Source organism: Xanthomonas sp. WHRI 8393, from assembly GCF_040203315.1.
Taxonomy (GTDB): domain Bacteria; phylum Pseudomonadota; class Gammaproteobacteria; order Xanthomonadales; family Xanthomonadaceae; genus Xanthomonas; species Xanthomonas arboricola.
This window is the reverse complement of sequence record NZ_JBEGGL010000002.1, coordinates 892,418-914,142: the sequence shown is the minus strand read 5'-3', so window position 1 is coordinate 914,142 and position 21,725 is coordinate 892,418. Positions and strand designations below refer to the sequence as shown.

The following is a 21,725-nucleotide window of genomic DNA, read 5'->3' as shown; positions in this document are numbered from 1 at the left end:
TGACTATTTATCTCCCGAAGGATTTAAATCATACTGAGGCGTAAGAACTTTCATGTCATATGCCTTTCCAGTGCGCTCATTATATTGACGATTAATAGTTATATTATTTCCGTTTGGAAGCCAATGCGTTACTTGCATTTTTTGCCAGCCGTCCTCGCGGGGGAAATTTGGGTCATTATTAAGCTTTAAGGGTTCACCCTTCGACGGATCATCTTTTACTCTATTCCAGAGCACTTGTTCATTCAGATCCCGCGGAACTTTAGATTGCTCAAGCCTGGCTGTCGAGTGGCTTTCATAATTTACTGTTCCCGCTGGAAATTCATTAGAGGCATTTGCTTCACCATAGTAATCTCTATTAGATTTAGAACGTTCCACTACAGATGAAGGATGGTAGCTGTCACCAGCTACTGCTGGTTTTCCTCCAGAGAAGGTAAATGCATTATCTGCACCTTCAACTTTCGCCAAAAATCCGCCGCTATTTTTGATAATGCCGATCGCACCAGCTTTGGTGCCCACCACACCAAGTGACGACAGCAATGTATCCACAAGCATCGAGCTAGTCGCATGACTCGCAGGCTGCACCGCTTGCTGATCGCGATCGGTCAAAGCACCAAATGCGTTGGTGCCGATGAACGGTGTCAACGGATTGACTAGATACTCCTCTTTCTTTTCCGAAAAATACCCCGCTATCGGCGTTGCCGCCCACAGTGTACTGCCCAACGTCTTCACCGGGCCACCTGCCGCCGCCATCAAGACCAGCGCAGCAGTCTCTGCATTGTCTTCGCCCAGCCAGTTCTTGAACTGCTCTACCTTCTTCCCCAACCATCCTCTCTCTTCACACAAAGCAACGTATGCCGTTCGCCATTCAATTTCCCAAGCAAATTAACCACACCACTTTGATCCAAACCATACAACTCATCGTCCACATATGAGATCCAACTCGATTGTCAAGATAAAATTTCATATTAAGACCTAATCAATAAAGCACCATCAGGGTCAATAACTGTCAATTCCTTTAAACTGAGACGCGCGCGTCGCTGGTGCTTTCGTTCTAAGAAGCGTTGGAGCGATGACTGCTGACCTGGATCACCACCGGGGTAATGGCCGCCATGGTGCCAGCCGCTGCGCCGTGGGCATCGCGGCTGATCTTGCTCATGGTTGAGCCGGTATCGACCATCTTCTTGGTGGTCGAACCGCGTGCGCTGAGGTACGACGCACCCGGGTCGTAGGTCACGCACATCGAGAAGCCGCTCGACTTGCTCGCTGGCTGGCCTGGTGATCGACCGTGTCCTGGCGCGCCAGCAGGGCGATGTCCTTGGCCGCAAGCGTAACGTTCTTGCCGGCACCGATGTCCGCTAACGGGGGTCAGATTCACTTCCTCCGCAAATAGCAGTCTACGGCGTCAGCTCTTGCGAGGCTCCCTGCACATTAGCACCGATGTCTGGTTGCAAGTCTTGTGCGACGGCCGGCTTTGCACGCATTGAACTTGCCTGTGTCCCGCAGCACATCGTGCAGCCCGGGAACAACGCTTGCCATGCTTTCTTGATGATGGCGATCGACTACGCTATCTGCACCTGATGCATGAGGAGCCCTGCACGCCACAGGCTGCCAGCTGGATGCTTACGTATTGATGGACAACCATGTGCACTCGCTAGTCACGCTCTGCAGCGGGACCAATTGGGCAACTGATGCAACGACTTGGGGAAAACTACGTAGCATTGTGCAATGGCCGCCGTTGGCCCACTGGTACGCTATGGGAAGAGCAGCACAAAGCATCTCTTGTGGAGAGTGCGGACTACGTCCTTCGCTGCTATCGCCACATTGCACTCAATTCTGTGCGTGGTCGCCTGACCGACAACCCGGCAGAGTATCGCTGGGCCAGATGCTTAGCTAACCTAGCCAGCGCAGGCACTCCGCCCCCCCTTTCGCGGGCGTCATGCGCGATCATCGGCCACGCGAACCGAACACCGTCGACTGATAAGTTAACCTGACCTCGTTATTCGATGATCTGTTCCTAGGTGAAGCGCGTCTTCATGTCCAATCTCCTCTGGGTAGGGAATTGGACTCCAAACTGAGGCGCTACTCAAAATTGGGAGAGGAGGGACGTCGTAGTCATATCCACTTGAATTGAGGATCAACTTGAAACTCCAACCCTGCTACCTCCAAATTCTTTATAACATCATAAACCTCCGGAGCTTTTCCAGTAAAAATAACAAATGAACCCTGCTTGAGAAATTTTCTGGCCTCAATGAAATTCGAACCAACTACAGATGCAACCATTCGCACATGCTCAGAGTTACTAAAGTCACCACTACACCTAATACTGTATTCGTTATTGTCACTATCTATCTCAGGAATAACTGTAGTTACAAGCGACCATCCACAATTTTTACAAATAAGACCCTGAGTTCTGCCATCCATGCAAATATCTAAATGCCCCCCACAAACCTCGCCCCCAAAATATCATTCATTATTTGACCTTTGGTTGAAATATCTTGAACTCACCTTGCCGCGACAAATCAGGCTGATTAAACAGCGGAGAATTTCTGTCCAGTGAGCGCCGAGGAGCAACAACAATTTTACCATCGCCATAAGCCCAGACAAGATCAGTGGGCGCTTTAACCGGAACACCCATTTTGCTAGCCAGGTTTTGCGCAAAGCCTAGATCACAAGATCCAGTTTCGCGAGAGAGCAAGCGAATAGGTTGACCGCTATAACTTGGATCGCCTTTTATAAGCTTGGCCAGCACCCTCTGATCGGCTGCTACTGGACCATTTGGCATGAAGACTTCGACCTCATTCTTATTTCCGTGAGCGATAACTTCAAAAAAACAATCAGAATCAACATCTCTCCACTTAGAAGCATTCAAGAAAAATTGATCAGATTTCCCCATAAAATTCAGCGAACCAGGAACTACATCGACTGGCCTACTCGAATTTAGGTAGGTAACAATGTCATCAGCCTTAAACGCGTCGCCCACGCTTGTGGCTGCCCTTGCAGCGACACCACCCTTCCCCACATAGAGTTCTGGAGCAACGAGTGACAATACGTCAACGCTGACCTTGCCACCAATTGCACCCGCCTTGGCTATGTCATAGATATCCCAAGAGCCGTGCGTGTTCGTGTAGGCCGCAAATGCAAGATCCTCTGCATAGCCGCTAATACCAGCTTTTATTGCATTTAACGCGCCCTTTGCGTCGTTAAAGTTCTTCTCGGCAGTAGCTGCGTAACCATTCCCCCACAGATAGGCTAGTTGATCAATCGTTTGTCCGACCTGGCCTGCAGGACTCATACCTTTGGCCAGCTCTGCCATACCGGCAACCATTTCCCAGACCCGGCCGGTAGCACCGACCGTACCTGCTCCCATGCCCAGCGCCGCGCAGCGCAGAATCAGCGGTTGCAACTGATAGCGGGATGCTACCGTTCCATGCTACCGAAACCAGCGCTTGGTTGCTGCAATCACCCGCCATCGCATACGCCAGTTTGTGGCCAAGATCCGCAGTCGTCACATGTGGGACGAAGTCCTTGGTCAGCGTTCGGTCCTTGGAGGTTTTTGCCCGCAATCAACGCTGCGCTGCCATCGGCCTGCGCGCGGGTACCGTTCAGCGTCATGTCATTGCCGGAGAATAGTTGCAGGGTGTTCCTGGCGGTGATACCGGACAGGATGCCAACGCCGTTGATGGCCTTGGTCGCTTCGCTGACCAGATTGTTGCCGGCCACCAGTGCAACGTCGCGGCCCTGGATCTGGCCCTGGTTGAGCAGGTTGCCTGCGGTGATGCTGACATCGGCGCCTGCGATGACGCCCTGGTTGCTCATGGAATTGGTGGCGTTGAGCTCGACGTTGCCGCCGGCGATCAAGGCGCCATTGCCACGCAGCTGCAGCGAGTTGGAGGCCAGATACACGACGGGTACCAGCACCTTCTGGCCCTGGTAGTCCTGCTCCACCATCCAGACGATGTCCTGCGTCAGCGCGGCCGCTTGTGCGGCGGTCAAGCCCACGCCCATGCTCAGCTGCAGCTGACCTGCGGCGGCCACGCCCGACTCCAGCAAGGCGCGGTACTGTGCCACGCCATCGGCGTAGTTGCCCAGATAGCGGCGGCCAGTGAGCTGGGTGATCTGGTCCAGCACCAGGCGCTGCTCGTAGAAGCCATCGCCCAGGCGGGTCTGGGTCCACTCCGGGTCAACACCCAGCTTGTCCAGCAGCAAGTCGCTGCTGATGAAGTTGTCGTAGTTGACGAAGCGCGGGTCGGTCTCGATCAGGTAACGACGGCCCGGGCCGTTGCTGCGCCAGGCATTGATGCCGCCCAGCCCGTTGGCGGCACGGCCCATTGCAGTGAGATCGGTACCGGTGCCGCCGGATAGGCGATACAGCCCGCCAATGGGCAGGCCGCCCTATGCGCCGATGCTGTTAAGCGCGCTGCCGCTAATGCTGCGCCTTGACTGCTGGTCATGCTGGCGGTCAGGGCCGCCCCCTTAATTACCTCCGTCCCGGATGTTGCACAAATCATTGATTGGAAAGAGCTATAGCTGGGAAAACCTCAGCCTCCGCCCCTGATTTTTTTCAGGTTCGAGGTTCCACCTTACTACTCAACAACAGACCACGTATATTTCTCTAGAGAAGAAAATTCACAAAAATCCAAAAGAGCCATCCTTGCCAAATCATAACTCGCTAAAGAAGAGGATTCGTACTCTCCATATTGCCCACCAACACAAAGTTCAATATTGCTACCTGGCATATCTGACTTCACTTCATAGCTAATATCTTCCGGAGAAACTTTATTGACCAAGAATTTCTCACTTCCGCCACCAATAAAGAGCACCCAACCATCCTCTCTCTTCACACAAAGCAACGTATGCCGTTCACCATTCAATTTCCCAAGCAAATTAACCACACCACTTTGATCCAAACCATAGAACTCATCGTCCACATTATGAGCTCCAACTCGATTGTCAAGATAAAATTTCATATTAAGGCCTAATCAATAAAGGACCATCAGGGCCAATAACTGTCAATTCCTTTAAACCCAACTGACGAACCATAGTACGTATCCCACCGTTTTGTCCGCAAGCCTTACATGGCTGCCTATCCACATACATAGTCAAACTCTTACCACTAAAATCTCCACCACTGTTTTTTAGTTGATTCAAAACATCGATTTCCGCATGACTTTTCGATATATTGTTTACTCCAGAAGTAGGCTGGCCATGCGCATTTATACCATAAATTTCCTTGCCATCCACATTAATCTTTGCAATAGTTGATCTATCCGAGGCCGTACCAGATTCGGGCAAACCCAATTCAGTCCTGAATTTTTCCAGGCCTGAAAAAACGCCACCAATTTCATCAATGACCTGATCAGACGAAATTATTGATCCATTTGGCGACTGAACAACCACTTCACCATCAGAATTCAATAACCGCCTATAGCCTTGCGGCAAGCCGCCTGTTTCATTTGCCATTGCGCCAGCCGAATTGATCCGGCTATATCCCTTAGGTATTTCCGCGCTAGCAGCAGGCTTTAATTGGTTAATATATTCAATTACATCATCAGCCTTAAACGCCGTACCTACTTCCGTTGCAGCCTTTGCAGCGACACCACCCTTCCCTGCATAGAGCTCTGGAACAACGAGCGAGAGAACGTCAACGCTGACCTTGCCGCCGATTGCACCCGCCTTGGCTATGTCATAGATATCCCAAGAACCGTGCGTGTTCGTGTAGGCCGCAAATGCAAGATCCTCTGCATAGCCGCTGATACCAGTTTTTATTGCATTTAACGCGCCCTTTGCGTCGTTAAAGTTCTTCTCGGCAGTAGCTGCGTAACCATTCCCCCACAGGTAGGCTAGTTGATCAATCGATTTTCCGACCTGGCCTGCAGGACTCATACCTTTGGCCAGCTCTGCCACACCGGTAACCATTTCCCAAACCCGGCCGGTAGCACCGACCGTACCTGCTCCCATACCCAGCGCCGCGCGCAGCGCAGAATCAGCGGTAGCAACCGATAGCGGGATGCTACCGTTCCATGCTGCCGAAGCCAGCGCTTGGTTACTGCAATCACCTGCCATCGCACACGCAAGCTTGTGGCCAAGATCTGCAGTCGTCACATGGGTGACGAAGTCCTTGGTCAGTGAACCGTCCTTGTCGGAGTTGAACAGGCCAACCAACTCAGGCACGTGACCCGCAAGCCAAGCGGTGTATTCCCCAGCGTGATCGAGCTGATCTTGCATGGCTGCAGCGGCCAGCTGTTTTTGCTCCGCGCATCCGCCGCTAGCTGGATCGCTACACGCACCGCGCAACGCGAGATTGCGTTCTTCCGACAGCGCCTTCAGTTGCTCGGCGCGCTCACACTGGGTGCCAGACTTGGAACAAGCGATCAGGGCCGTGGCATATTCCATCCGCTCTTGGTGGCCGAGGTAATTGTTGGACACCTCATTCAAGGCTGCGGCACCGCCTGCAGCACCACCGGCCGCAGCGCCTAGCGCGCTCGCTGACAACCCTGTCAAGGTGGCAGCCACCGCTTTATTGATTCCGGCTTTCTCCAACGCTTCTGCCAGGTACGGTGCCGCCACGGTGCCTGCCGCTGCGCCTAGCGCTCCTTCTGTGCCACCTGTCAGACCACCCACAACCGCATGTGACAGCACACGCAACGTGCCGCCATTGCCCCAATCCTTCATCAACTGATCAGCTTCGGCCTGCTTGCTGTCGTCACCGGTTGCATCTGCTTCCGCATAGAGCTCGGCCGCCTTGTCAACTTTTCCCTGTGCGTAATCGCCAACAAACTTCGTTGCCTGCTGCCCTGCGGTGGCGGTGATCTGCGCTTGCGCGGCAACTTGGTCACGCAGTGCCTGACCATCCCATTGCTTGGTCAAGCCACCTGCGTCGTCGCCGCTGATCACATCGCGCTTAAGACCCGCCAATGCATCTGCAGCGGTCTTGCCAGACTTGGCGAGTTGCCCAGCCTCGTCGGTGATGAGCAAGCTGCCACCACTGATCCCGCTGGTGGTGGTCGATGTCGCATCGCCACTCTTGCTCCCAATGCCAGCCGCTGTACCGGTGCTTCCAGTCTGGAAGTTCTGCCACGACCAGTTTGCACCGTTGTTGACTGTCGGCTGGACCTGACCGGTTTCTCCTTGCTGCTTCTTGTCGCCTGTTCCCTTGCTATATCCGCCCGATAGACTGAACCCTTTGGCGTCGTAACTGCTGGTGTTTCCAATATCGCTATAGGTCAGCGTGCCGGTCTGCAGGCGGTTGACGCCGGCATCCACCGCCGCCTGGGTGCTGGCGATCACCGCGCCTTTCAGATCAGTATTGCCGCCGACACGGATGTTGAAGCCGCCGTCGCCGGCCTGGATACCGCTCTGTTCGGTCACGCTGGCGAAGTCACCGTTGACCTTGTTGCTGCTGTAGCTCGCGCTTGCACTAAAACCTGCGCCAAAGGTCACACTCGCGCCAACACTCTTGTCCTTGCTGTCGTACGTGCTGGTGTCCTGCAGGCTCTCGATGCTCAGATTGCCACCGACATCGGCGATCACCTTGTCCGCCGACAGCTGCGCGCCCTTGAGTGTGGTGTCATTGCCACTGATGACCGTGGCCGTGTTGCCCGCAGCCAGATGACTATTGCTGTAGGTCACGTCCTCGCCATTGGCCTTGCCGCGCGATCCAGCTGCACTGATCATCACGCCAAATGCGGCACCATCCGGGCCGTAAGTGATGCCAACACCCAGCGACGCGCTGCTGCTCTTACTGGTACTTTTTTGCTCGGCGGTGTTCTTGGCTGCTTCGATGAGTACATCGTGATCGGCTGCCAGCAGCAGATCATTGCCCGCCTTGATGTCACTCCCACGAATCAACAAATTACTTTGGTCGCCACCGCCGGTTGCAATCAAGTTGACGTCACCACCTGCCTGTAGCTTGGAGCCTTGTGCGAGACTGGCCGTCTGCGTGCTCTTGCTCTCGCTCTTGCTGCCGCCAATGCTGATGGCAATGCTCAGATTGGCCCCCTGAGCTGCGCCGGCGGCGCTGCCACTGCTCAATGCGCTTCCGGCTTGGCCCAGCGCCTGTCCTGCCCCATATGCACTGTAGGCCGCCGATCCGAGCGCAAGTGCTTCCATGCGACTGTCGCCCTTGACCTCCTTGCTGGCCTTGTAGCTGTCGTTTGCCGCCTGCGCCAGGCTGATCGCAGCCGAGCTCAGGGTCAGCGACAAACCGCCTTGGCTAAACTTGCTGCGCTGTTCCGCATCACTGTCGTTGTAGACCTCCGTGATCGCGATGTCCTTGCCGGTCGCGGTCAGGTCGCCCTGCAACGCCATGACATCGCTGCCCGTAATCGCCAACTTGTTGCCGGCCATCAGGGTGACGTCACCCCCAAGGCTGCCGACCGTCGTTCCGGTATGCGTGATCTGGTCGATGTCGGCGCCAGTGGTGACCTTTTGCTTACCGAGCGTCACCCCAATACCGCCACTTCCGAACAGACCGGACTTGGTGGTGACTTTGTCATGCTCTTCGCTATGCGTGTTCTGAGCAGTTTCCAAGGTCAGGTTGTTGCCTGCTGCAAGCGTGACGTCGCCGGTGCCGACAATCTGCGCACCTTGCGACAGCAGATCGTTACCCGCCGCAATTTGCACCGTGTCACCACTGAGCGTGGTGGTGACCGCCACGTTGTCGTGCCACTCATCATGCGTGGTTGTGGTCTTGCTGGAGAACGTGCCCTTCTTCTTCTTGGTCATGTCCTGCACGGCGTCGTGCTGCTCGCTGGCGGCGAGCAGGTTGACGTCGTTGCCGGCAGCCAGGGTGATGCCGCCTTCCTTGGTGGCGGCAGATGCGGCGGTGAGGGCGATGTCATTGCCGGCCTGCATCGCCAGGTTTCCGCCGGCACTGAACTCGGTGCCGTGGACGGTTTCGTCGCTGGTACTGGTCGTCTGCTTAAAGCGCTTTCGCGTTTCCAGCGTGTTGCTGGTGTCCACCGTGGTCAGCGTGCTGGCATTGATGTCGTTGCCGGCGCTGATGCCCAGGCCCTTTCCGGCGTCCAGCTTGCCCGCGACCAGATTGACGTCGTTGCCGGCGCTGAGGATCAGGTTGCCGCCGGCGGTGAGTGCCTGCTGATCGATGCTCTGCGTGGTCGTGGTGGTGGTGACGCGCGTCTTGCCGTTGCGGGTCTTGTAGCTGTTGGTTTCGGTCTCGTTGAGGACGGACTCGACGTTGAGGTTGTTGCCTGCTGCGGCAATCAGATCGCCGCCGGCCTTGACGTCGGCCTGGCGGATGGTCAGGTCGTTGCCGGCGGTCAATTGCAGGCTGTCGCCGGTGCTGATGTTGGTGCGCGTGGCGACCTTGCCATCCAGGCCAGTGGTCGGGGTCAGCGAGAGGTTGTTGCCTGCCTGCAGTGCGGCACTGCCGCCGGCCTTGATGGTCACGCCATGCAGTTGCAGGTCGTTGCCTGCAGACATCACCAGATCCTTGCCAGTGGTCACCGACACCGCATCGCCACCGCGTAGCAGGCCGTTGTCGTCGCGCAAGGCGCTGGGCGTGAGGCTGAGGTTGTTGCCTGCGATCAACGCCGCACTGCCATCGGCCTGCACGCGGGTACCGCTCAACGTCATGTCATTGCCGGCGAATAGTTGCAGGGTGTTGCTGGCGGTGATGCCGGACAGGATGCCAACGCCGTTGATGGCCTTGGATGCTTCGCTGACCAGATTGTTGCCGGCCACCAGTGCCACGTCGCGACCCTGGATCTGGCCCTGATTGAGCAGGTCGTTGCGCGCTTCCAGGGCAACGCTGCCAGTGCCGCTGATGCGGCCCTGGTTGAGCAGGTTACCGGCGGTGACGCTGACGTCGGCACCGGCGATGACGCCCTGGTTGCTCATGGAATTGGTGGCGTTGAGCTCGACGTTGCCGCCTGCAATCAATGCGCCGTTGCCGCGCAACTGCAGCGAGTTGGAGGCCAGATACACCACCGGCACCAGCACCTTCTGGCCCTGGTAGTCCTGTTCGACCATCCACACGATGTCTTGCGTCAGTGCGGCCGCTTGTGCGGCGGTCAAGCCCACGCCCATGCTCAGCTGCAGCTGGCCTGCGGCGGCCACGCCCGACTCCAGCAAGGCGCGGTACTGCGCCACGCCATCGGCGTAGTTGCCCAGATAGCGGCGGCCGGTGAGCTGGGTGATCTGGTCCAGCACCAGGCGCTGCTCGTAGAAGCCATCGCCCAGGCGGGTCTGGGTCCACTCCGGGTCAACACCCAGCTTGTCCAGCAGGAAGTCGCTGCTGATGAAGTTGTCGTAGTTGACGAAGCGCGGGTCGGTCTCGATCAGGTAACGACGGCCGGGGCCATTGCTGCGCCAGGCATTGATGCCGCCCAGCCCGTTGGCGGCGCGGCCCATTGCGGTCAGATCGGTACCGGTGCCGCCGGATAGGCGATACAGCCCGCCAATGGGCAGATCGATCTGCGTCAGCGAGGTTTGCCCGCTACCCACAATGTTGGTCACCGGAATGGTGGCCGGATCGACTCGGGTACGGCTGTCGGTTGCGACGGCAGTGACGCCGGTACCGGCCGCGGTGGCCTGCACGTCTGCCTGATCGACGCTGCTGCGTACAAGCCCACTGTCGTTGGACGCGACAGGTGCAACCGACATCTTGACGATGCCACCCGATGTGGCCAGCGTTGCGTCCTGCGTGTTGGCGCCCACCTGGGTGCCTGCACTGCCGGTCGTACCGGTGGCAACACGAATACTGTTCGCGCCGCCATTGGCACGGCCGATCACTGCCTGGCCGCCCACTCCACCGGCGCTTTGCATGGCGCGACCAGTCAAGCCACCTTGTGCGCCGACACCATTCAGTGAAGCGCCGCTGATACCACGACCGTCGCTGCCGACGGCACCATTGCTGATGTTGGCACCATTGATGCTGACGCCTTGGCCACCGGTCATGCTGGCGCCCAGGGCGATATAGCTCGTATTGATCGTGGAAGAAGAAATGGTTTTTGATTCAGCATCATATGTACAGATAGGACGCCGATTTCCTTGGTTCAGCGCACAGTCGTCAATGACCGCTGTTACTGCATACTCGTAGTCTCTCTGTACGACTTGCCTATTCAAGGCAAGCGATTCGTTGAAGATCGACTCTCCACCAACGAAAAGCCCATCACTCAATCCACCCACACCACGTTGATTTATTTGCAGCGCACCAGCCGCCGCAATCGACGAAGTGTTATTGGTGACGCTTCCGGAAATCGCTATATTTCCTCCAGCCGCGATTCGTCCTTCCGCACTTGCAGCGATGAGACGCTCTTGCTGCTCGACCGAATAGGAACGATAAACACCAGGATTTTTTCCGACGTAAGGAATACGAATGAAGTAAGACTGCCTTGGATAGACGATTCCGCGTGACTCAATAAGCTCCTCGGGCATCGTTGCATTCGCAGCTGCCTTTTCTTGGTCGGTCAATGTACCCAATGCGGCAGTCAAAACCCGCCGCCGATTATTCAGCTGGTTGGCCGCAATCAAGATGCTTCCATCAGCCTCTATGCTGCCCGACAGGTTATTGACCACACCCGTACGCGATACCAAGGTGCCGCCGCCATCCTGCGCGCCGCCGATGGCGATATTGCCCAGGCTGAAGATGCGCGCGTCGCGATTGAGCAGTTGATCGCGCACGATCAGATTCATGTTGCCGGTGGAACCGAGCAAGGCCGAGCCATAGGCTGCGTTGTCGGTCGCGCCGCCGAAGTCGGCGCCGTTCACCAATGTGCCGGTGTTCACCGAGACGTTGCCGCCGACGATGCTGCCGGTGTTGTTGATGCTGTTCGCCACCAGCGACAGTGCGCCATTGCCGGAGATACTGCCGGCGTTGTCGATGATGTTGCCGCCGTTGAGGCGCGTGTCGTTGGACAGGATGTTGGCGCCTGCGCGGTTGGTGATGCTGCCTGCCGTAATGTCCAGGCTGCGCGCAGCCTTGAGCGTGGACTCGTTGACCAGGCTCCCACCGACGCGCAGGTTGAAAGTGCCGTTACTGGTCAGGTCTGCACCGGCGCGGTGGGTGTAGTCGCTACGCAAGGTCAGGTCCAGCAGGTTCTGCGCCAGGATGCTGCCGCCACCGTCGAAGCCGACGGTGTCGATCACCACATCGCCGGCGCCGCCGGTCACGCTGCCGGCGCCAATCTTGCCACCCGCGTTGATCAAGTTCTGCAGGTTCAGGCGGACTGCCTGCTCGGCCTTGATGGTGCCGTTCTGATTGTCTAGCGTGGCGCCTGCGCGCTGCAGCAGGAAGCTTGCGCCGGCATAGACGTTGCCGCTCTGGTTGTTCAAGTCAGTGGTGTTGGCGATCAGGTCGCCGCCGGCGACCAGCTGACCGCTGTTGTTGGCGATGCTGGCGGCATCGATCACCACGCTGCCGCGTCCACCGAGATTGCCGCCGCTGTTGGTCAATGCACCGCCAGTGGTGATGCGTGTCAGTCCACCGCCGTTGTTGACGATACTGCCTTGGCTATTGTCGATACTTCCGCCGGAGGCGGTCAGCGTATTGCCGGCATCGAGCTGGCCGCCGCTGTTGAGCAACGCGCCGGCGACGGCAACGTTGAGATCACGGCCAGCACTGAGCTTGCCGCCTTGGTGATTGTCCAGCTGGCCGCGTGCCGTGACGCTGAGGTCGCGCGCTGCTTGCAGACTGCCGCCGCTGCTGCTGATGTTTTCCGCAGTAACCACTGCGTCGCTGCCGGCACCGATCGTGCCGTTGCCGTTGTCCAGGCCACGATTGAGTTCGACGCGCAGGCTTCCACCCGCACCAGCGTTCGCGACCGCCTGCACAATGCCGCCGGCATTGCTGAGGCTGTCGGCACGCAAGGTCAGCGCACCACCGCTGGCCTGCAGCAAGCCGTTGCGGTTGTCGGCCGCGCCGGTACTTTGCACCTTCAATTCACGTGCTGAGACCGAACCACCGATGTTATTGAGGCCAGCAACAGTGAGTGCTGCATCGCCCGCTGCGGCAATCGCGCCGCCCTGGTTGTTCAACGCGCCACTCGCGTCCAGGTGCAGTTGCCCTTGCGTGAGGATGCGCCCACTGCTGTTGCCCAGCGCACTACGGCTGGTGACCGACAGGACGCCGGCACCGGCGTGCTCGATGCGTCCTTGTGCATTTTCCAGGCTGGCTGCAGTGATGGTCAGATCCTGCGCATTGCTGGCCAGCGTGCCACCGGTGTTGTCGATCGCGCCGCCGATGCTGACGCGGGTCAGTCCGTTGCCGCTTTGCACCAACCGCCCGCCGGCATTGCTCAGGCTGGCGCCGTCGATACTCAGCTGGTTGGCCTGCATCTGGCCGGCGACGGCGTTGAGACGCCCGTTGTCGATGTTGCCGCCGGCCTGCACGGTGAGCGTGCCGCCGGCAAGCAAATCACCGCCACGATGATCGAGGTTGCCGCCGGTGGTCAGTGCGACATTGCCGGTTGCGCGTGTGCTGGCACCCGCCAGCTGCAGCTGGCTGCCCTGCGCCGTGAGGTTGCCGCCAGCCAACAGCTTGCCGGAGGCGCTGAGTTGGCGATCGGCGATCAGGCTCAGCGTGCGTCCGCTGCCGAGGCTGCCGTCTGCGCTGATACCGGCGCCCACTGTGCCGGCGATACTGATCTCACCCGCACGCAGGCTCAAGTTGCCCGAAGCGGTGGTCTGCCCGGCGTTCTCGATGCGGGCCCCCTGCAGACCTACCGTCGTACCGCTGACGGTGCCCTGCTGACGCAACACGGCGTCGCTGGTCAAGGTGACCTGCTGAGCGCCGAGCTGACCGGCCACACCCAGATCGCCCTTGGAGCGTAATTCCAGCGTGCTGCCAGCGCTCAAGGTGCCGCTCTGTGCCACCGCGCCATCGGCCTGCGCCGAGAAGCTGCCTGCCGATGCGAGGCTGCCGCCGAGCTGCAGGTTGCCGCGGCTGATCAATGCGACATCGCCGCGCTCGCTGCCCAGCTGGCCGCTGCTGCTGACTTGCGCCGCTTCCACGCGCAGGCCATTGCCGCCGATCAGGTCACCGCGGTTGTCCACTGCTCCAGTGGCGACGACACCCAGGCGTTGCAGGCCATAGGCCTGACCGGTTTGACGCAGCGAACCGACGCCCAGCGTGAGTTGATTGCCAGCGCGCACGGCGCCAGCATTGTCGAGCAAGCCGCCGATGGCGAAGGTAGCGTCGCCCTGCGCGAGCAGCACGCCGCTGGCGGCATTGCTTGCGCTGGCTGCGGTGACGTTCAAGCTCTGACCAGCGACGACTTGCGCCGCATTGGTCAACGCGCCAGCTGCGCTCAGCACCACATTACGGTCGGCTTGCGCGACACCGGCAATCGCCAGGTCGCCGGTGCTGCGTAGATTCAAATCAGCGGCTGCATCGAGTGCGCCACGGCTGTCGATCGCGGCGCCATCCAGGCTGATAGCGCCACCGCTTTGCAGCACGGCAGCCTGACCGGTGCCGATCCGCGCGCCGCGCAGGGTTGCATCGCCCGTCGCCACCGCCTGTCCGTTCATTGTCAGTGCGCGCTGCGCCTGCAGATCCAGTTGCGTTGCCGACTGCAGCGTGCCTGCGGCGGTGAGATCGCGCCCGGCCTGTAGCGCGATCGATTGCGCCTTGAGAGAGCCCGCCTGCTGCAGATCGCCAACTGCAGTGGCCTGCAGTGTGGTCGCTGCGGCGACAACGCCTTGCAGCGTCATGTCGCCTTGGCTGATCAAGCTGACGTTGGCAGTTTCGCTACCGAGCTGGCCGCTGCTGCGTAAGCTGCCTGCCTCCACCTGCAGCGTGTCTTTGGCAATGAGGTTGCCGCGGTTGTCCAGCGTGCCAGTGACCTTCGCGGTCAGTGCCTTGCCTGCAATCGCAGTGCCGCTCTGGTCCATGCTTGCGGCGGTGATGCGCAGATCGCCGCCGCTCTGCAGGCTGCCGCCGTTCTGCAACGCGCCAGTGGTCAGCGTGACGCTGCCATCGGCCGCCAACACGCCGGCCGCCACGTTATTGATGTTGCCTGCCTGCACCGACAGATCACGGCCGGTAATCACCTGGCTCGCATTACTCAAGGTGCCGGTTGCGCTCAACACAACATCGCGATTGGCTTGCGCCACGCCTGCGAGCGCAAGTGCTCCCGTGCTGCGCAGGCGCAGGTCCGTGCCGGCATCGAGCGTGCCACGGCTGTCGATTGCCGCACCGTCCAGGCTGATCGCGCCGACGCTTTTCAGCACGGCGTCGCGGCCGGTGGCGATGCTGTTGCCGCGCAGGTTGGCGTCACTGCCCGCCTGCGCCTGACCGTTCAACGTCAGGCTACGCTGCGCCTGCAGATCCAACGCAGACGCGGACTGCAGGGTTCCACCGGCAGTGAGATCGCGGCCAGCCTGCAATGTCACGGCCTGCGCGTTGAGCGAGCCGGTCTGCAGCAGATTGGTGCCAGCGGTGGCTTGCAGCGTGGTCGCCGCAGCCACCACACCGTGCAGATCGATCGCGTTCTGGCTGGTCAGCGTCAGAGCGCCGTTGACCGAGCCGAGTTGCCCGCTGCTGACGATGCTGTCGGCAGCGATGCTCAGATCCTTGCCCGATACCAGCTGGCCCGCGTTCTCGAATGCGCCTGTCGACGAGATCGATACCGCATCCCCGCTGTAGACACGGCCGCGCTGCAGCAGCGTGCCGGTGTTCAGTGCAAGGCCACGCTCGCCATGCAGGCTGCCATTGTTTTCCAACACTCCGGCGACATCGACGCGCAGGTCGCGTAGTGCGCCCAGGGTTGCAGTTGCAGCATTGTTGGCACTGGCAGCCTGCAGGTGCAGATCGCGGGCTGCGACGACTTGAGCGCCATTGTTCAACGCGCCCGCAGCGGTCAGCGCAACATCGCGCCCGCCCTGGACCACGCCAGCCAGTGCAAGATCACCGGCGCTACGCACGCTCAAATCGGTCCCCGCATCGAGCGAACCGCGGCTATCGATGGAGCCGCCATCCAGGGTGATGCCGGCACCGCTCTGCAGCACTGCTGCAGCGCCTGTCAGAACTGTTGCGCCGGTGACGGTTGCCTCACCCGTACTCGATGCCTGTCCATTCAGGGCGAGCGTGCGCTGCGCCTGCAGATCCAACGTGGATGCCGATTGCAGAGCGCCATTTGCAGTGAGGTCGCGCCCCGCCTGCAATGCGATCGACTGTGCCTTGAGCGAACCGGCCTGCTGCAAATCGCCGCCAGCAGTCGCACGCAATGCATTGGCCGCTGCAACCACACCCTCGAGTTGCAGCGTGTCTCGGCTGTTCAACGTGACATCGGCCCGCTCGCTACCCAACTGCCCACTGCTACGCAGCGTGGCCGCATCGACCTGCAACGCATCCTTGGCAATCAGATTGCCACGATTGGCCAGCGTGCCTGCGATGGCGGCGCGCAATGCCTTGCCTGCAGACGCGCTGCCGCCCTGGTCCATATTGGCTGCGCTGATCTGCAGATCGCCACCGGCCTGCATGCGGCCAGCGTTGTTCAGCAGTGCCGTAGTGGTCAGGGCGATGTTGCCCTCGCCCGCCAACACACCGCTCGTGGTGTTGTCGAGGCTACCTGCCTGCACCGACAGATCGCGGCCTGCAAACGCCTGCGCTGCGTTACTGAGCGCGCCGGCTGCATTCAAAACAACGTCGCGCCCGCCTTGTGCCACACCCGCCAGCGCCAGATCGCCCTGGCTGCGGATGTGCAGATCGCTCCCTGCATCCAGCTTGCCGCGGCTGTCGATGGCCGCGCTGTCCAGCGCGATCGCTCCCGTACTCTGCAACACCGCATCCTGGCTGGTTGTCAGTGTGGCGGCGCGCAGCGAAGCATCACCGCCAGCCTGGCCCTGGGCAGCAAATGTCAGAGCACGCTGTGCCTGCAGATCCAGCGTGGACGCCGACTGCAGGTTGCCAGCAGCAGTGAGATCACGCCCGGCACTCAATGCCAGCGACTGCGCTCTTAGCGAGCCTGCCTGCTGCAGATCGCCAGCGGCGCTGGCCTGCAGCGTGGTCGCAGCGGCAACCACGCCTTGCAGCGCGATATCGCCCTGGCTGCCCAGACGAACACCTGCCGCTTCGCTGCCGAGTTGACCGCTGCTGCGCACGCTGCCGGCATCGATCTGTAGCGCGTTCCTGGCAATCACATTGCCAGCGTTGTCGAATGACCCGCTCACAGCTGCCGAAAGCGTGTTGCCCGAGCTGGCGCTGCCGCTTTGCGTGAACGCGCCAGCGGTCAGCTGCAGATCGCTTGCCGCATACAGGCTGCCGGCGTTATCCAATGTGCCGGCCGTGCGCACGCGCGCACCGGCATCCGACGAAAACGCGCCACTTTGCGCGTTGCGCAACGAGGCTGCCTCTACATCCAGCGCGCCAGCTGCGATCACCTTCGCGCGATTCTGCAGTGCTGCGCCCGCCTGCAATGTGGCTGAGCCAGCGCTCTGCACGGTGCCGTCCAACGCGAGCTCGGCAGCACTGGCGATGCGCAGGTCGCCACCTGCATCGATGACACCGTTGTGCTCGACCGCTGCGCCGCGCAATTGCACCGCGCCGTCGCCGCGGAGCTGACCACGCTGACGCAGCGCGCCGTTCGCCTGCAAATCGATCGTGCCTGTCGAACTCACCACGGCATCGCTGACGAGCTCACCGCCTGCGGCGATCACCAACCCACCGGCGGTGGTCTGCAGGGTGCCGGAGAGTGCGGTATCCCCGCCGCTACGAAGATTTACGCGACCGGCGTTGAGGATGCCCGAGACCTGCGCGTCCGCTGCGGCGTCCAGGCCCAAAGCAGTACCTGCCACGGTGTTGCCGCTGAGCGCCAGACCGCCGCGGCTGCGCAGCAGCGTCTCCCCACGCTGGCTGCCGATATCGCCACGACTGTCCAGCTGCGCTGCGTCAATGGTCAGCGCATTGCCTGCAACGAACGTGCCGCTATTGACCAGACCACCGGCAACCGCCGCCTGCGCATCGCGTGCGGCCGCCAGACTGCCCGTCGTGGTGACAGACGCTGCCTGGAGACGCAGATCGCGGCCCGCGTAGCCGCTACCGGCATTGTTCAACGCACCTGCACTGCGCAACTCCAGATCGCCACCCGCAGACACTACGCCGCGCTGTGCGATGTCGATACTCGCCGCATTGAGCGCCATTGCATCCGCTGCAATCAGCTGACCCTGCAGTTCCAGCCGACCGCCGGCTTGCACATCAGCACCCTGCCCGGCCTGCGCCAATCCACCCAGGCGCACGTTGCCGCTGCTGTTCACGCGAAAGGCGGTGGCCGCGTCCAGGGTGCCCAGTGCATCGATCGCGTTCGCATTCAGCCCGATCGCGCCGCCGCTCTGCAGCGTGCCGGTCAGGCCAATCTGCCCCGCGCGCAGGTTTGCAGCGGTTGCCGCATAGGCCACACCGCTGCTGCGCAACATGCCATCGGCGCCCAGATCCAGCGCACCCGTCGTATGCAGACTGCCATCGGCATTCAATTCCGAACCGAACAGACGGATGGCGCCGGCGCTGCTGCGGCCGCTGTGGCTCAACGTGCCACTGGCTTGTGCATCCAGGATACCGGCGGCGACCAGATCGCCTGCCAGGGTCATGCGCGCGCCGCGCAGATGCACATCGCCTTGCTGCGAGCCGAGCACGCCGCGCTGGTCGAGGTCACCGGCGGCACGCACACCCATTCCATCGCGCGCCACCGTGGTCCCGCTCAGGCTCACCTGGCCCGCGCTGTCGATCTGCAGATCGCCACTCTGCGCCGCCAGGGTGCCGCGACTCACCACGCCGACACCGGCTTCGGTCGCAATCAGGCGAATACGGTCGGCATACATGCCGCCCAGCTGCGCCACGTCGATGCCGATCGACGGTGCGGCGCCATCGGTGCCCGGCATCACGTCCAGCAGCATGCCGTCGTAGCTGACCCGCCCAGCACCCGCGGCAGCGACCAGTTCCCTGGTCCAGATCGAGCCCTCCACGCTGAGCTGACGCGACAGCAGGTCCAGGCGATCCACGTTAGACGCATCCAGACCGTTGCTGCCGATACTCAGCGCACCGCCGGTGATGCTGAAGCCGTTCAACGCACCATCGCTGCCCAGGTTGGGCGTGCCGGTGGTCAAGGTCACGCGCGCGGTGTTGAGAAACCCGCAGCCATCGCAGGAAATGCCGTTGGGGTTGGCGATCACCAATTGCGCCTTGGCACCGGCGATTTCGGTGTACCCCTGCAAGCGGCTGCTGGCCGAGGCCACCTCATTGAGGATCAGCGAGGCGGCACCGCTGCGCTGCAGATTGTCGTTACCGGCGACATAGCCGCCCAGCTCGGTCTTGGAGATCTGCGCGCTGTTGTTGAGGATCAACCCGTTCGGGCCGACGTTGAAATTGCTGTAGCGGTTATGCGAGATGCCGCGCGCATTGGGCGCGACGATGTCCACCACCGGCACGCCATTGGCGGCGACCTGTTGACCGGGTGTCTGGCCGCCGGGATTTGGCGTTGGTGCCACCTGTGCCCACGCCGGAAACGATGTCCAGGTGACCGTGCAGCACAGCAGCAACGCAAGCGCGCGCTTGCTTTGTTCGGCCAGGTAAGCACGTACGCTCATCGCTTCGGTGTCCATCGTTTCTCTCTCGCCACTGATCGGCGTCATCAATCAACAGCGCGCTGCCGGCTGGCGGCGCGATCCATGTCAGAACTGGTAGATCACACGCGCGCCATACGCCGGCTGCGCACTTCCAAACCCATCCGGGCGATGAATCGCCCAGCCGGCAAACGCATCGATGCTGGCACCGAACCAGCCCCCGCGCAGACCCACCGCGCCGCCCACCAGACTGCGGCCGCGCAGGCCGCTGGCACTGGTGCCATCGATGCGACCGGCATCCAGGCCCAGGTACGGTGTCAGCCCGATCTGCTGGATCGGAAAACTCAAGGTGTTGCGCCAATACGCGCCTTTTTCCGCGCCCAAGGTCGCTTCGCCATCGAAGCCGCGCACGCTGTAGCGGCCCCCGATGGTGACGAACTCCGAGCCAAGTAACAGCTCGCCTGCGGTTTGCGCACGCAGGCTGCTTTCCCACGCCATCGGCACCGGTCCCAGCTTGAACGGCATGGCGGTGCTCACGTCCAGCGTGGTCACGCCATAACGGAATGTCGGGAAGCCGATCTGCGGGTCGTAACCGGTCCACTGGCTGTTGAACCACGGCGTGCCACGCCGATGCGCGATGCGCACGTCCAACTGCATCGTCCCCAGATAACGGCGATGGGTGACGTAGAACTCTGCGCTGCTGGTATCGCGACGCTGGATGCCGATCTCCACGCCATCCAGATAGCTGCGCGCACGCCGCCGGCCAACCGTGACACCGGCAGAGGTCTTGCTGGTGCCGTTGCGATGCAATACGCGCTGGATATCCAGCTGCGCGTTGCTGGATTCGCCGCTGGACTGGAAGGTCTGCAAAAACCCGTCCACGCGCTGGTGGTAGCGGTACGACGAGGCCGACAACGCAAACGTCCACCAGCCCCATGGCAGGCTGTAACTGAGACTGTTGCCGCGCGTGCCGCGCTCTTCGTCGCGCGTGGCCAGGTCATGGCTGTAGCCGACGCTGAGCAGATCGTTGAGGCCCAGCGGGTTGTCGAGCGAAAAATCCAGCCCGCTCTGCACGCGCCCGGTGGCTTCCACGCCAGAGTCGTCGGCATTGGCCACGCCGCGCCAGCGCCGACCATGCTGCAAGGTGATGACCAGATCCGATTCGCCCGGTGCCTCGCCCGGCGCGATGTCGATCTTGGCGTCCTGCGAAGGCAGTCGCTTGAACTGCTCCACCGCCTGCTCGATCGCACGCAGGTCCAGCAGGTCGCCGTGCCGTAGCGGCAGCGCGCTCTTCCAATGTTCGCCGCCGGTGTCGGAAACCACGCGCACCGCACGCAAGCGGCCGGGCATCAGTTCGAAACGCAGTTCGCCGCGCGAAAGATCCTGTTCGGGCACGCCGATGCGGGTGGTGACCAGGCCGCGCGCGACCAGCTGATCCAGGGCGCGACGGCGGATGATGTCGATACCCGCGCGACCGATGCAGCGGCCCTCATAACGACGCAGCGAGGTCCACAACCACGCAAAGCGTGCACCGTCGTTTCCTGCACCGGACAGGCGCACGCGGGCGATCGGGAAACACAGTTCCTCCTTTGGCAGCACGGTGCTGCGCGCATCCACGCGCTCGGCATCCTCGCGCGGGCCGGCGAAGGGTGCTTGTCGCTCCTGTTCCTGACGCCGCTGAATCTCCTCGGCCTGGCGCAATTGCTCCTGGCGATCCAGCGTTGTCGGTGCTGTTTGTTGTGCAGCCGCCAGCCCGGCGACAGCCCATAGGCAAGCCGCCAGCGCCATTGGCGCCGAACGCATCCACATTTGTCCTGCCCCCTGTCCGGCGGGCCGCGCTTGGGCGCCCCGTCGCTCACACCGCCATGCCCGGCCACCAAGACGGCGACGCAACCTTCAGCACAACGAACGCGGCGCAACTGTGATGGAACGTTAAGAACTGGTCAACGCGCTATGTAGGGGCCACCCTGTAAGAAAAACCCGACCCTTTCACTTTTTGTGACGTAAATCACTTAAAAAGCGGGCGAAGATATCTCGGCCCACGCGCTCACTACCGAATTCGGTTGCTCCCAAACCGGAAACATCCGGCAACGTGCCGCTATCGTAGACAACAGAGTAATTACTTTTAATGCATATCTAACTGCGACCAGCGTGGCAAATCAGCGGCGTAGTTGAGTGATGCCGGTCTGGTCAATCTTCAGGTCTCCGAG

8 protein-coding genes are annotated in these 21,725 nt (G+C 60.7%); all 8 read right to left on the bottom strand.

The features are described 5' to 3' along the window. Positions 1 to 3: 3 nt before the first annotated feature. The 8 genes from ABQ137_RS10010 to ABQ137_RS09975 all read right to left on the bottom strand — a co-directional run bounded on the left by ABQ137_RS10010 (position 4) and on the right by ABQ137_RS09975 (position 21,324). Positions 4 to 822 (bottom strand): hypothetical protein, encoded by an 819-nt coding sequence (locus ABQ137_RS10010; protein ID WP_349782241.1) that lies wholly within the window; start codon positions 820 to 822, stop codon positions 4 to 6. A 229-nt stretch (positions 823 to 1,051) separates the two neighbouring features. Continuing rightward, complete coding sequence (locus ABQ137_RS10005; protein WP_154831913.1) at positions 1,052 to 1,234, bottom strand: hypothetical protein; 183 nt, start codon at positions 1,232 to 1,234, stop codon at positions 1,052 to 1,054. 878 nt (positions 1,235 to 2,112) lie between these two features. Next, a complete protein-coding gene (locus ABQ137_RS10000; protein WP_349782238.1) occupies positions 2,113 to 2,421 on the bottom strand; it encodes a hypothetical protein in 309 nt (102 codons plus the stop codon). Between the two features lie 49 nt (positions 2,422 to 2,470). Beyond that, positions 2,471 to 3,403, bottom strand: a complete 933-nt coding sequence (locus ABQ137_RS09995) for a DUF8616 domain-containing protein (protein WP_349782236.1) — start codon at positions 3,401 to 3,403, stop codon at positions 2,471 to 2,473. Positions 3,404 to 3,459: 56 nt separating this feature from the next. Next, positions 3,460 to 4,218: a hypothetical protein gene (locus tag ABQ137_RS09990; protein ID WP_503021211.1), complete on the bottom strand. Its 759-nt coding sequence runs from the start codon at positions 4,216 to 4,218 to the stop codon at positions 3,460 to 3,462. Between the two features lie 365 nt (positions 4,219 to 4,583). After that, positions 4,584 to 4,967, bottom strand: a complete 384-nt coding sequence (locus ABQ137_RS09985) for a hypothetical protein (protein WP_349782234.1) — start codon at positions 4,965 to 4,967, stop codon at positions 4,584 to 4,586. A 1-nt stretch (position 4,968) separates the two neighbouring features. After that, positions 4,969 to 19,554, bottom strand: coding sequence for a hemagglutinin repeat-containing protein (locus ABQ137_RS09980; protein ID WP_349782232.1), 14,586 nt, complete (start codon positions 19,552 to 19,554; stop codon positions 4,969 to 4,971). Positions 19,555 to 19,623: 69 nt separating this feature from the next. Continuing rightward, positions 19,624 to 21,324: a ShlB/FhaC/HecB family hemolysin secretion/activation protein gene (locus ABQ137_RS09975; protein WP_115510932.1), complete on the bottom strand. Its 1,701-nt coding sequence runs from the start codon at positions 21,322 to 21,324 to the stop codon at positions 19,624 to 19,626. Positions 21,325 to 21,725: the final 401 nt, after the last annotated feature.

Excerpts from the sequence above, each read along its gene's own strand:
- ABQ137_RS10000 (WP_349782238.1), bottom strand. The coding sequence starts at position 2,421 with ATGGATGGCAGAACTCAGGGTCTTATTTGTAAAAATTGTGGATGGTCG.
- ABQ137_RS09985 (WP_349782234.1), bottom strand. The coding sequence starts at position 4,967 with ATGAAATTTTATCTTGACAATCGAGTTGGAGCTCATAATGTGGACGAT.
- ABQ137_RS09980 (WP_349782232.1), bottom strand. The coding sequence starts at position 19,554 with ATGGACACCGAAGCGATGAGCGTACGTGCTTACCTGGCCGAACAAAGC.
- ABQ137_RS09975 (WP_115510932.1), bottom strand. The coding sequence starts at position 21,324 with ATGTGGATGCGTTCGGCGCCAATGGCGCTGGCGGCTTGCCTATGGGCT.